At 59.0% G+C, this 12,549-nt stretch carries 8 protein-coding genes and 4 pseudogenes; 8 read left to right on the top strand and 4 right to left on the bottom strand.

Annotation, left to right across the window (positions count from 1 at the left end; translation table 11 throughout):
- Positions 1–2: 2 nt before the first annotated feature.
- Positions 3–2,162, top strand: a complete 2,160-nt coding sequence (locus NKJ67_RS24925; protein WP_352583719.1) for a peptidase domain-containing ABC transporter — start codon at positions 3–5, stop codon at positions 2,160–2,162.
- Between the two features lie 419 nt (positions 2,163–2,581).
- On the opposite strand, the gene NKJ67_RS24920 is transcribed toward NKJ67_RS24925, so the two are convergent.
- Both NKJ67_RS24920 and NKJ67_RS24915 read right to left on the bottom strand, forming a co-directional pair.
- A complete protein-coding gene (locus NKJ67_RS24920; protein ID WP_352583717.1) occupies positions 2,582–3,055 on the bottom strand; it encodes a dihydrodipicolinate synthase family protein in 474 nt (157 codons plus the stop codon).
- A gap of 98 nt (positions 3,056–3,153) precedes the next feature.
- Positions 3,154–3,294, bottom strand: a pseudogene (locus tag NKJ67_RS24915) (dihydrodipicolinate synthase family protein); the annotation flags it as partial.
- 236 nt (positions 3,295–3,530) lie between these two features.
- On the opposite strand from NKJ67_RS24915, the pseudogene NKJ67_RS24910 reads away from it, so the two are divergent.
- From NKJ67_RS24910 to NKJ67_RS35175, 4 genes and pseudogenes are all read left to right on the top strand, one after another.
- Positions 3,531–4,877: pseudogene (locus NKJ67_RS24910) on the top strand (IS1380 family transposase).
- Between the two features lie 152 nt (positions 4,878–5,029).
- Positions 5,030–5,777, top strand: a pseudogene (istA, locus tag NKJ67_RS24905) (IS21 family transposase); the annotation flags it as partial.
- Positions 5,755–5,967: pseudogene (locus NKJ67_RS24900) on the top strand (hypothetical protein); the annotation flags it as partial. The pseudogenes istA and NKJ67_RS24900, both read left to right, overlap by 23 nt.
- Positions 5,968–6,579: 612 nt before the next feature.
- On the top strand, positions 6,580–6,930 hold the full coding sequence (locus NKJ67_RS35175; protein WP_502905237.1) for a DUF1403 family protein: 351 nt from the start codon (positions 6,580–6,582) through the stop codon (positions 6,928–6,930).
- Positions 6,931–6,985: 55 nt separating this feature from the next.
- Here NKJ67_RS35175 and NKJ67_RS24890 read toward each other — a convergent pair whose 3' ends face one another.
- Together NKJ67_RS24890 and NKJ67_RS24885 are read right to left on the bottom strand one after the other, a co-directional pair.
- Positions 6,986–7,795 (bottom strand): IclR family transcriptional regulator, encoded by an 810-nt coding sequence (locus tag NKJ67_RS24890; RefSeq protein WP_352583715.1) that lies wholly within the window; start codon positions 7,793–7,795, stop codon positions 6,986–6,988.
- 231 nt (positions 7,796–8,026) lie between these two features.
- Positions 8,027–9,163 (bottom strand): hypothetical protein, encoded by a 1,137-nt coding sequence (locus NKJ67_RS24885; protein ID WP_352583713.1) that lies wholly within the window; start codon positions 9,161–9,163, stop codon positions 8,027–8,029.
- Positions 9,164–9,479: 316 nt separating this feature from the next.
- Between NKJ67_RS24885 and alr the strand changes: the two genes are divergently transcribed.
- Genes alr through NKJ67_RS24870 form a run of 3 tightly spaced genes read left to right on the top strand, consistent with a single transcriptional unit; the run spans position 9,480 to position 12,444 of the window.
- On the top strand, positions 9,480–10,679 hold the full coding sequence (gene alr, locus NKJ67_RS24880) for an alanine racemase (RefSeq protein ID WP_352583711.1): 1,200 nt from the start codon (positions 9,480–9,482) through the stop codon (positions 10,677–10,679).
- Positions 10,606–11,520: a DMT family transporter gene (locus tag NKJ67_RS24875; RefSeq protein ID WP_352583709.1), complete on the top strand. Its 915-nt coding sequence runs from the start codon at positions 10,606–10,608 to the stop codon at positions 11,518–11,520. Before alr ends, NKJ67_RS24875 begins: the two co-directional genes overlap by 74 nt.
- Positions 11,521–11,577: 57 nt before the next feature.
- Positions 11,578–12,444, top strand: a complete 867-nt coding sequence (locus tag NKJ67_RS24870) for a TIGR01459 family HAD-type hydrolase (protein WP_352583707.1) — start codon at positions 11,578–11,580, stop codon at positions 12,442–12,444.
- The last annotated feature ends 105 nt before the right edge of the window (positions 12,445–12,549 follow it).

The following is a 12,549-nucleotide window of genomic DNA, read 5'->3' as shown; positions in this document are numbered from 1 at the left end:
CCATGTCGAGCAAGGTTATCAAGTTCAAGCAGCACGACATCACCGATTGTGGAGCTGCCAGTCTTGCTTCTGTCGCAGCCTTCTATGGTCACAAGCTGCCATTGTCGCGCATCCGCCAGTATGCCTCGACCGACCGCTCCGGCACTACCGTACTGGGCCTCACGGAAGCGGCCCGGAAGCTGGGCTTTGTCGCCAAGGGAGTGAAGGGTGGCTTCGACAGCCTGTACAAGATCCCCAAGCCCGCTATCGCGCACGTCGTCGTCAAGGGGGTCCTTCACCACTTCGTCGTCATCCAGGCGATCGACGCGAGGTGGGTCACCGTCATGGACCCAGCCTATGGCGAAATCCGCAAGCTGTCGCACGAGGAATTCAAGACGCAATGGACTGGCGTCCTGGTGCTCCTGGTTCCGGCAGCCACCTTCAAGCGCCGCGACGAGACCATTACGCCGCTTGCCCGGTTCGCGCGTCTGCTTGCGCCACAAAGGGCGGTGATGGCCCAGGCTCTCGCCGGGGCGCTCGTGACGACGGTCCTCGGGCTCTCGACGGCAATCTACGTCCAGAAGATCGTCGATCATGTGATCACAGCGGGCAACCGCAACCTGCTCAACCTGATGAGCCTCGTCATGCTGGTGATCCTGGTGGCGCAGATCCTGATCAATCTCCTCGGGAACCGGCTTATCCTGCAAACGGGGCAGAAGATCGATGTCTACTTGATCCTCGGCTACTACAAGCACATTCTAAACCTGCCCCAGAAGTTCTTCGACAGCATGCGCATGGGCGAAGTCATCGCCCGCATGAACGACGCGGTGAAGATCAGGAGCTTCCTGAACGACGTCTCGATCACCATATTCGTTGACGTGCTAATGATTCTATTTTCGTTCGGGCTGATGTGCATCTACTCGTGGAAGATCGCCTTGGTCGTGGCGGTCTCCATTCCACTGTATCTCTTGGTCTATTGGACCATCAACCGGCTGAATAGGAAGCACCAGCGCGCGATTATGGAGGATGCCGCAAACCTGGAGGCGGAGCTGGTGGAATCCCTCGGAGCTGTCTCCACAATCAAGACCTCCGGCGTGGAGAGTTTCGCCAACTTCAAGATGGAGATCCGTTTCATCAAGATGCTGCACTCCGTCTACAGTTCCGGTCTCATCTCGATCTTCGGGGATAATGCCTCGACTTTCCTCTCGACCCTATTCACCATCGTGCTGATGTGGTTCGGAACGACGCTTGCCCTGGATCAAACCGTCACGCCCGGCGAGTTACTGTCCTGTTATACGTTACTCGGCTATGTCATCCGGCCGGTCGCCAATCTGATCCAGACTAATCGGATCGTTCAGGATGGCTTCATCGCAGCGGATCGCCTGTTTGAGATCTTCGACCTGGAGCAGGAGACAAGCGGCGGCGGCATCGATGCCACAAAGTCCGACCTTGGTGATATTCGCCTGGAGAAAGTCACGTTCCGCCATGGTTCGCAGCCGGAGCTTTTCCACGATCTCAGCGTCACCTTCCGCCGGGGCGAGATGACGGCCTTGGTGGGGGAAAGCGGCTCGGGCAAGAGCACCCTTGCGGCGTTGCTGCAGAATGTCTACCCGCTTGAGGGAGGACGCATCCGGATTGGTCCCTTTTCCCTCCAGGATCTCTCAACAGTGTCCGTGCGCAAGGCTATCGCTGCTGTGCCGCAATCGGTCGATGTGTTCTCGGGCTCGGTGATCGGGAACATCGCCCTTGGCGAGTTCGAGCCGGACATCGAGAAGATCCTGCACATCTGCGATCAAATAGGGCTGCGAGAGCTGATCGAGCGCTGGCCCGGCGGTCTCCAGACCTATTTGGGCGAGAATAGTGTACGCCTCTCCGGCGGCGAGAAGCAGCAGCTTGCGTTGGCTCGGGCTCTGTACCGGGATCCGGAGATCCTGATCCTCGACGAAGCGACCTCCTCTCTCGACTCGATAGCCGAGGGGTTTGTCCTGCGTATCATTGAAGATCTTCGTCGGGCCGGTAAGACCATAATCGTCATCGCTCATCGACTCAGCACCATTCGTAGGGCCGACAAGATCGTGGTCTTCGACAAGGGACAGCTTATTGAGGAGGGGAGGCATGCTGATCTGCTGGCAACTGAAGGTGCTTACGCACGCTTGTGGCGGGCGCAAACCGGATCCAGCTAACCACGACGGTGCCGTAGCGCATCGATCACCGCCAGGTCCGGTCATCGAGACCTAGGAGCGTGGCCTGCAGCATCACGTATGAGCTGACGCGGATCGCATCGTCGCACTCGGTGAATAGCGTCTCGCCTGCCCTGCATAATCGCAACATTCCTCCGCATCGTCTGTAATGCGGCTTGAGCTCGGGGTCATTCTCGTCAGATTGCCAAGTGCCCAAATACTCACCATCCCGAGTGACGACAGAACATTACCGAGCAAGTTAATCTTCCAGCGAAGCATTGAACGACGTGTCCCTTTTTGCATGTAGCGAGCATTGATAGCGTCGAGGCGTTGCGTCGGCGGGTCTCGCTCGAAAAGGTTGTGGCCAAGAAGCTACGCATCGCGATCGAAGAGCGGCGGCCGAACGTGTCCGTGCGCGAGCTCTACATGACAGTTCCTTTCACTAGCCGCCGGGTTCGCTGTTCACCGGCTGGCATCCGATGGCAAGCGTTCCAACGCGGCGGCGATCTGGCGCTTCGCTGCTGAGGGCAGAGGCAGGATTGGACGCGGTCGGCACGGCAAATGTCGAGCAATTCGGCAAGTGCATAGACGACGCGAAGGCTCGAGAACTCCTTGAAGAGGCTCCAGAGCGGCGCAAGCGTGGCATCGATACGTCGCGCTTCGGCCGCATCGCCCTGTTGCGCCGCTGTGACGATCGTCATGCAGACCTCGGGCAGGATGCCCGCGAGGACGCTGTGCCATGTGTCGGCGCCGGCGATCATGGCCGCGGCGGCGTTCCAGTCGCCGCTGTAGCCGATCGAGAACCCTTCCGGCACAGTGCGCCTCTGGTCGGCCAGATGGCTCTTGATCGCATCGCCCTTGTCTGTCGGATTCTTGATAATGACAATCGCACCCACCTTTGCCAGGCGGCTGATGAGTGCTGGGGTTGGAAATGCGTCGTTCCTGGATTGTCGTAGACGACGATCGGCAGGCCGCTCTCGCACGCCACCGTCGAGAAATGTTCGAACACTTCGTCCTCAGTGAGCGGGGTGTAGAAGGCGGCCGCAAGCAGCCCCGCGGCAGCTCCCTTGACGTCCCGCGCGAACCTCACTGCTTCATCGGTGCGCAGCGCGCCCACACCCACCACAACCGGCATTCGCCCGGCGATTTCGTCCATGGTCTCGGCGAGCGTCCGTCGCCGTTGTGGATCGCACAGGTCGACCGCGACGACCTTGATGCCGAAGCGGGGGACCGCCTGTTCGACCATGGCTAGCCCGTCTTATGCACGACGATGTGGCTTTGAGGCTGGCGGATGTAGCTTAAGCGATTGATTGCCTAGGATTCGGTTGCTTAGGCCAACCCTTCCACCGCATCTCGCGAGCCACACCCGCCATGACCGAGGATACGTTGCTGCCGCTGTCTTTTCCAGCCGTCGGACGCAAGAAGGTCACAGCTGCGTTTGACGGCGGACGCATCACCTCGGATGGCGGCGTCATGCTTTTGGCCGCGGCCGAGCGACGCCTGCAACTGGCCGACAGGCTGGCCGCTGCGATCCACGATCCGCGCGATCCAGCGCGCGTGACGCACGCTAGGGCCGACATCCTGCGTGCCCGGATCTTTGCCGTCGCCTGCGGCTACGAGGATGCCAACGATCTCGACCGGCTGCGCACCGATCCGGCCTTCAAGCTCGCCTGCGGGCGGCTGCCCGACAGCGGGATTGATCTGTGCTCGCAGCCGACCTGTTCGCGGCTGGAGAGCCTGCCCGACCTCAGGACCGTCATCCGGCTCGGCTGGGTGCTGGTCGATCTGTGGCTGTCGAGCTATGCCGCGCCGCCGAAAAGCGTCACGCTCGACATCGATGATACGCTGGATGTCGTTCACGGCCGTCAGCAGCTCTCGCTCTTCAACGCCCACTACGACGAGCGTTGCTTCCTGCCGATCCACATCTACGACGCCGCGACAGGACGCCCGGTCGCGATGATCCTGCGTCCTGGCAAGACCCCGACGGGCAAGGAGAGCCGCGGCCATCTGCGCCGTCTCGTGCGCCGCATCCGCGCGCGCTGGCCGGCCACCCGCATCCTGATCCGGCGACAGCCATTACGGCCGGGCGCAAGTCATGGCCTGGTGCGAGAACAATGCGATCGACTACCTCTTCGGCCTACCCGGCAACAAGGTTCTGCAGCGGCTCGTCGACGAGAGCGCCGACGACATCCGAACCCGCCGCGCGCTCGAGCGCAAGTCTGTGCTGCGCGGCGATGCCGAGACCCGCTACAAGGCGAAGTCCTGGAAGGCCGAACGCCGCACCTGCGCTCGCATCGAGGCAACCACCCTCGGCCTCGACATCCGCTTCGTCGTCACCAATCTCGACAAAGGCTCCGCCGAGCACATCTACGACGTGATCTACTGCGCCCGCGGCCAGGCCGAAAACCTGATCAAGATGCACAAGAGCCAACTCGCCTCCGACCGCACCTCCTGCCGCTCACCGATTGCCAATCAGTTCCGTCTTGTCCTGCACACCGCCGCATACTGGTTAATGCTCACCCTGCGCGAGGCGGTGCCCACGACCCATCATCTGCGCAACGCCGAGTTCGCTACGCTGCGGCTCAGGCTGCTCAAGCTCGGCGCCCGCGTCATCGAAACCGTCTCGCGCATCATATCCGCCTGGCCTTCGCCGCCGCCTGTCCCGAGGCAAGTCTGTTCCGGGCGATCGCCAGCAATCTGCTACCGGCAGGACCATGACCGCCGGGGCAGCGGGCCCCGCCGAACCACACAGCTTCCACCCTCCAGCGCGTTCACAAGTCCAGACACAGCCGCGGTGAAAAAGACGCCGAGCCGCCACCTGTCCGCCGCTCAGCGGCAAACGAACCCAGATCCGTCATGAATAAGACGGGCTAGAGGCGCAAAGGCGGGCGACAGTCCGCTTCGAGACGGCGCCCGGTCATCAGATGCAGATCGACTTCGGCGATACCCGTGTTTGGATCGGCGGCGAGCGGGTGCGGATCCATGTGTTTGTCGGGACGCTTGGCTATTCGCGCCGGGTGCATATCCGGGCCTCGCAGAGGCAGCGCCAGGCCGACTGGTTCGAAGGGATGGAGGGCGCATTCCTGCGGTTCGGGGGCGTTCCGGGCCTGATCGATAATGCGGAGGCTCTTGTCGAGCACCATGACGCGGTGACGCGCCAGGTGAGGTTTACGCGCAGCTGCATGCCTCCGCCCGGTACTGGGGCTCCAGCCTGGGGCCTGTGCTCCCTATCAAGCACGTACGAAAGGGAAGGACGAACGCGGAGTGGGCCACGACAAGAAGATCGCGATCGCCGGGCGGCGGTTCGAGAGCTGGGCGGCGTTCGAGGCGCATCTGGACCGATGGACGCGCGAGGTCGCCGATCAGCGCGAACACGGCACGACCGGTGTCGCGCCGGTGGAACGCTTTGCCGATGAAGCTCGCACGCTTCGCCCCCTGGCTGGGCGTGCCCCGTTCGGTCAGTTGCGGGACCTGGTCCGCAAGGTTCAGGCCGACTGCGCGATCGATCTCGACACCAACAGCTACTCGGTCCCTTGGCGCCTGATCGGCGAGAGCGTCCAGGTCGTGGTGCTGGCAGGCCGGGTGATCATCCGTCATGCCGGCCAAGTGGTGGCCGACCAATACAGTAGCAGCTGCCGCTATTGCCGGGACGAAAAGGATTGCAGCTCTCGGCGTCGACATTAAGCCTAATGAACCTCTTCCGGAGAACCTGATCGACTTGATTGCCACCCCTAACGAGCAACGCATGTACGATCTACATTTACTCAAGCGGCGGGACCTCTTTGTTTTGAAGGAGGCTGCGTATAAGGCGTATTTTCCACAGTACAATCAGTTCCTTGAATTCCAGGACGTGGAAATTGATATCTCTGCGCGATTAGGGCACGTGTCGAAAGCAAATTGCACGTTTTCGCTCGAGTTACTTATTCAATGTAATTGGGCTAGCCTATTCGCGGTCGGCATAGTGAGCGACGCTGTCGGGATAATCGAGCCGGTGCACCAGCGTCGCTCGAACGAATGGATGCATCGCGCGGCCGACATTGTTCACCGACTACACCTCTCCAGAATCGAGCGGGCGCCGAAGAGCGGGTTGGGGTGATCTGCCACGGGTAATTTCCCCATCTGAGATTAGAGTCCGGGCCTTCTTGCTCTGATGCGTCCGTCTTTTCCTTTGTGTTCCTCTGCTTCGGTGCGGCGATAAGGCAAGCTTACCGGACACGACTGTGCTGCGACAGGTGCGGCGGATTGCTGCCATTTGGGTTGTAATAAGCGCCGCAATGAATCATTATGCCGACGATGATTCTGCGTCCGAAATAGCCCCTACCTCGTCACGTCACGCAGTCCGGCGCCGCCCCGTCCGCTCCGACTGTCACCGTACCGAGATGGCTGGGCAAGGCGGTCGAGGCGGCGGAAACCGTTGAGGATGCTGCCCCTGGCCACCGGCGCGGCCATCGCCATGCTGGATGCGGTTGTGCGCCGCGACGAAAAATTGGCCGGCGCCTGGCGGCAGCGCCTCGCGCTCGCCGCCGCCGCGGTGACGGCGCGGCAGACGGGGCGCACCGAGAATGAAGCGGCGCTGCGCGATTCCTTGCTCCTCGCCCGCCCCGGCGATTTTTTGTCCGTTGGCCCGGCTACGCGGTGGCAAGGCCGCGACCGTCCAGGCCTCAGACGCAGGTGGCACAGCATCGTCGACGACGATGAATGCCTCGTGCCGATCGGCAAGTTCGACCAGGCTCTCCATCGGCGCGCCAGCGCGTGGTCGCATCCTCGATAGGACTGACGTCGCGACCGGCAAGCTTCGGCTGTGTGAATGATCGCACCATTCATTGCTACTGTTCCTTGGGGCGGGCAGAAATCACAGTTTGCTGAATGGTCTGAATCTCGCGCCTCATCCACCTCAGGAGCTTCGGAATCCGCTCTTGCGGCATCTGTGCAATTGTCGCCTTGATAGCCAAGGCCCCAACGACATCCCTGCCAGGCGGTCGAATGGGCAACGCTAGCGATGAAATTCCAGTTACGAGATGGCCCTGATCTAGAGCATACCCTACCTTACGGATGCCCGGCAGTTGGTGCCGGATCTCCTCTGCACTTCGGCCGTTGAAACCGTGGTAGAGGTGAGCGTCGGCGCTTATGATTCCATTGGCTTCTTCAGGGGGCAGAAAAGCCAGAATTGCAAGGCTTGCCGAACCGACGCCCAGCGGCACCCGACTACACGCGTAACGGGCCACGCTGTCTATGGGGTAGGCTCCCTCTTGCCTGTCTAAGCACACACTATGGAAGCCGCTTCTCGCCACCAGAGAGACAGAATTCCCCGTTTTGGCTGCCAGTCGCAATAGCGCGGGACGGCAGCAACGACGTAGGCTCGTGCTTTCAACGGCCTTGGCTCCGAGCGTGTGCAATAACAAACCCAAGCGGTAGCGCCTCGTTGAGGGATCCCTCTCAAGTAGTAAATGCCGCTCAAGCGCGCTCACGATCCGATGCGTTGTTGACATGGTGAGGCCGAAAGCTTTCGCCATTTCGTGCACACGCGCCCCTTCCTCCCCCACCTCGGCAAGATATTTTAGAAGAGCCACAGAGCGGTCGAGAAGCTGTGCGCCCTTTACTTCCTCGGTTTCACTCTTATCGATTTGCCTTTTCATGACGGCGCCCGCGCCCCCTCAAGGTTGTAAAACCGGTCGACTGCCAGGGCGCTCAGTGGAAAAAACGGTGTTCCAAGTTCTGCCGGAGGCCGGCTGCGTTTTTGTGCAATCAGGCGAGACGCTTGCGGTGGCAGACAACTTATAAGCGCCCGGAGGGCTCAGACCGAACCAAACAGCTGTACATTGGCAGGCCAGACCTCGATTAAGGTAGTCACGCGGCGCGAGTGCCGTCTATGATTGAAGGTGGTTGCAATATTGCGAGTATTTAGCTGCCAACTCATCTGCGCGTTGTTCGCACTCATCCAGCGCCATTGCTTCGCAATCATAGCCGAGCAGCTCACGTAAGATTCCTGCCGATTCTCCCGTGAAGCGCACGGTACCGTCGCTTTCGACCGCCTCGATCCCATCGTACTTCTGGCATTGCGAATTAATCTCCACCGCATCGTCCAAGGACAAGCCTTGAGGCAGTTCGATCGAAATGCCAGTTGGAGCAATCCTAACTGGATAGCCTCCCACGAGACCAAGTGGCCCCGGCGCGTGAACAACGCGTTCCAACTGATCGGCAAACGCGCGTAGAATCGCTATCGCTGACGAAGCGGTGACGGATTGCCCCGCAAGACCTTTCACTCGGCGAAACCGTCCGGCTACGTTCGCGAAAATTTCATTGTGCCCCAGTTCCTGTGGCCTAACTTTCTGGCCGTTCCGATATATGGTCAAGTGATAGGGCGCTCCGTTCGTGGAGCCGGTGCTCGGCATACGATAACTCACATAATGTTGGGCAAAAAACTGCACATCCACCGCTTTCAGTTCGCAACCCAGAAGATGTGCTGCTGCCAACCTGATGCCCGGCACGGCATTTGCGATATTACCGATCCCAATTGTCGGGGAGAGACCCTCGGCCGCAAGCGCGGCATTCGTGACGTCAGGGTAGGATGCGTTGACGACGATGCTCTCCACACCAGCGTCCCTCACAGCCCTCATGAGGCGTCGTACGAGCATTAGATGCATGGGCGTCCATACGCCGCCGCGTGCTCTATCGATCTGCTGATAGGCATCGGCCGGCAATTGCGTTATCCGCCACCAGGAATGCAAAGTCGTGGCATTAAAAATTATATCAGGACGGAGAACCGCTAGGCGCTCTGCTGTAGCCTCTGTATTCATCAAATCCAGCGGAACTACCTCGATGGCCGGAGAGAGCCCGAGGTTTACGGCAGTGTACTTTGCGAGGTTGACCCTCAAGGAGGCCCGCTGCAGATCTCGCGCTCCAACGTGCAGATCGTAGGGTCTGCCGCTTTGGCTGAGAAAATCAAGAACGGCCCCGCCAAGTACGCCGTGCCCAACAATCAGGATCTTTACGCGGCCATTCAATGCAGCTCTCCAGGTTCGTTGCCGAAGAAGTTTGTAACGCGGAGTTAGCAAGGACGGAATGAGAGTTTCGTGAATTTTATGTTAAGCTCCTGACACAATCATAATATACTTGTTACAATCATATAATACTGTCACACTATGCGGGAGGCTATTGCTGTGTTTCTATCTGTCTATACCAAGCCTGCAGCTGATACGTCGCTTACGTGTGGCAGGAGGTATGGAGTGCGGCTGAGCTTTTCGATGAAACGGTTTACATGCCGCCCGGCGAATTTGCGGTGCTTCGAAAGGAGGGCCGAGGACAGGTGGAGAGCAAGACATGTTGACCTCGGTACGACCTGCCGATGTTGTACTCGAAATCGATCTCAGCGCGATTCAGGTGAACTTTCAGACCATATCGGCCCTCGTTGGGCCGCAGGTAAGGGTAGCCGCTGTCGTCAAAAGCGACGCCTACGGGCTTGGCTTGGTTAAGATTGCAGGCGCGCTCATTGACGCCGGATGTGATCTGCTCTTCGTCGGCAATCTGCACGAAGCGCTGCTTCTGAGGTCTTCCCATATTGGCGCGGCAGTTGCGGTTTTTTGCGATGAGTTTGCGAGGTATGGCGGACACTATCGATCGAACGGTCTTATACCAGTTGTGAATAATTGTGTCGAACTGGATGCCATTAGCGGCGCACGGGAGCCGCAAACATACTTTCTCAACGTGGAGACTGGGCTCTCTCGCTTTGGCCTCTCTTTCGATGACGTCCGGCGCAAGTATCTTTGTGGTTTCTTCAAGCGGCATCCGCCTTCGGCCGTACTCAGCCACCTGGCATGCAGCGAACGCGCTAGGGACGCAAGGAATTTGCTCCAAAGGAACCGTTTTCGGGCGACGTCAGATCTGCTTAAACCGACACTTCGCAGCCTCGCTGCTTCTGCCGGTGTGTGGCTAGGGGAACGCTATCACTTCGATATGGTACGGGTGGGCTCGGCACTGTACGGACTTAACAATGCCGGCATCGGGCCAAATCCTTTAAAGCCCGTTGCCAGCCTTATGGCAAAAACACTCGAGGTGCAGAATGTAGCAAGGGGTGAGGTAGTTGGCTACGCTGCGACTTTTCGCACGGCCCGAGCCAGCCGCATCGCGATCGTCGCGATCGGCTACAAGCATGGCCTTCCATGGGCCTGCGCCAACAAGATATCCGTCCGGTTTGCTGGATATTCTGCTCCTTTGATCGGAAGGGTGTCCATGGAATACATAACAATTGACGTAACGGATGTTCCTGAGTCGCTTTGTGGTCCGGGTACGAATGTGGAACTGCTGGGCGACGATTTCACCGTCGATGACCTTGCCGCGACCGCCGGCGTTCATCCACAAGAAGTGCTCACGCGGCTTGGTGCCGGTTGCGCAAGGCGGTATCTGGATGGTTCTTCTGCACCCGCAGGGTTCCCGGGCAATTTGACTAATGCAGGCCATGGCCAAGATCCGCGCGCCAACCTGCCTAGAGCGAAGAGGCCCGACTGCCTTGCTTCAAGATAGTTATAGGAAAGGACTTTTCTTTGTCACGATCTCTGCAGTCGCGTGGAGCACCGCACGGCTGTTCGTTAGGGCTCTACCACTTAACGCCTGGACAATTTTGTTTTGGCGCAGTCTGTTTGCGGCGGCTTTCCTCGCAATTCATCTCTTTGTAGATGGGCCAAGACATAGTCTCCGCCCAACAGGGCGAGGGATGGTTGTTGCAGCCTCGTTGGCAATCGCACTGCTGGCGTTCATCCCCGCGTGTCAGTTAACCTCGATTGCCAACGTAGCAGCCCTCTATGGGACGACACCGGTCTTCACGGCTATCCTGGGGTGGCTTTGGCTGGGCGAGAAAATTCGTCCTGCGACCCTGTTGGCAATAGTAACAATGGCTGCGGGTACCTGCGTGCTCGTCTGGGGAACAGATCTAGACTCCGACTTTGTTGGCAGCGCTCTCGCCGTCGCCATGACCTTCATGACCGCGTTTGTTGCTGTGTGTATCCGCCGGCACCGCGAAGAATCGCTTCTGGGTTCTATCTGCGCGGCTAACGTCTTCGTCTCACTGGTCAGCCTGTGCTTCGCTGCGCCGCTATTACCAAGTCTGAGACAGCTGGTTTATCTTGCGCTTTTTGGCCTGGTGCAAGTGGGATTGGCTTTTGTGTTCTATTCGGCTGGCGCTCGTCGCGTTCCAGCTTCGCAAGCCTCCTTGATTGGGGCGCTAGAAACGCCGTTCGCTCCACTTTGGGTGTGGCTCGCATTCGGCGAAATACCCTCCTTGTCGACCCTCGTTGGGGGTGGGATCATCACCGCATCAACAGTCGGGTACCTTCTAGCGATGGCCGGACTCGCGGCGCGCCCGTAACGCTGACGTTTGACCGTCCCAAGAGTTGCAGGAAGGCGTGAAAAGGAGCTGAGGTCAATGAATAATTTGCAAGCGCCAATCATGATTGAAGGCATTGCGGCGATCATAGAAAGGTATCGTGCTGTCGTTCTGGATCTATGGGGCGTCTTGCACGACGGAGAAGTTGCCTTTCCACACGCGATCACGGCCCTGAATGCTTTGCGAAACAAGCAGCTTGATATCTGCCTCCTATCGAACTCTCCCCGTCGTGCCTACCAAGTTGCTAAACACATAGAGTCGATGGGAATAGGACCGCCTCAATATAACTATATTGTCACATCTGGAGAGCTGGTTTACAAGGCGCTAGAAGATGCCTCAGACGACTGGCATAGAGCACTCGCAGCTCGCTACTTCCACATTGGACCACCTGAGCTGGCGGGCTTGCTCCGGGGGTTAGATCGGTTCGAGGTCTTTTCACCTCGGGACGCCGATTTCATTTTAACCACCGGGGCGAGTACTCAGCCGCCAAAAGAAGTTGCGGCTCTACTGAAGGAATGTGCTTTGCGCAAACTTCCCATGGTCTGCGCGAATCCCGATCTGGTCGTTTTAGTTGGCGATCAACTTGTTGTTTGTGCGGGGGCGCTCGCCGAGCAATACGAAGCGTTGGGAGGGGAGGTTCTCTACCATGGAAAGCCGTATTCATCGGCTTACCGACGCGCACTCGACCTTCTCGGCTACGAAAGACATGAAGTGCTCGCAGTGGGTGATTCGCTACGGACTGACGTTGCGGGTGGTCGGAACGAGGGCATAGACGTGCTCTTCATCACCAGTGGCATTCATAGAGACGCCGCTGGTGACTTCTCAGCAGGCAAATTGCCCAGTGCGCAGTTCTTTGCCGGAGAACCAGTCGTTCCCACTTTCGCTGCTTCCCTCTTTAGGTGGTAGGAGAGGAAGGTGACGAGAACCACCACCCTTGGCAAGGTAACTGATTTCCAGGATGATTTCGATGTGAGAATCTGAGCCGACGGATTTTGACAGCCACGGTGCGCG

The organism is Mesorhizobium sp. M0088 (assembly GCF_040322895.1).
Lineage (GTDB): Bacteria > Pseudomonadota > Alphaproteobacteria > Rhizobiales > Rhizobiaceae > Mesorhizobium.
Note: the sequence above shows the minus strand (reverse complement) of the source record. Positions and strands in the feature narration are given on the sequence as shown.

Excerpts from the sequence above, each read along its gene's own strand:
- NKJ67_RS24925 (WP_352583719.1), top strand. The coding sequence starts at position 3 with ATGTCGAGCAAGGTTATCAAGTTCAAGCAGCACGACATCACCGATTGT.
- alr (WP_352583711.1), top strand. The coding sequence starts at position 9,480 with ATGTTGACCTCGGTACGACCTGCCGATGTTGTACTCGAAATCGATCTC.
- NKJ67_RS35175 (WP_502905237.1), top strand. The coding sequence starts at position 6,580 with ATGCTGCCCCTGGCCACCGGCGCGGCCATCGCCATGCTGGATGCGGTT.
- NKJ67_RS24890 (WP_352583715.1), bottom strand. The coding sequence starts at position 7,795 with ATGAAAAGGCAAATCGATAAGAGTGAAACCGAGGAAGTAAAGGGCGCA.
- NKJ67_RS24870 (WP_352583707.1), top strand. The coding sequence starts at position 11,578 with ATGAATAATTTGCAAGCGCCAATCATGATTGAAGGCATTGCGGCGATC.
- NKJ67_RS24875 (WP_352583709.1), top strand. The coding sequence starts at position 10,606 with ATGCAGGCCATGGCCAAGATCCGCGCGCCAACCTGCCTAGAGCGAAGA.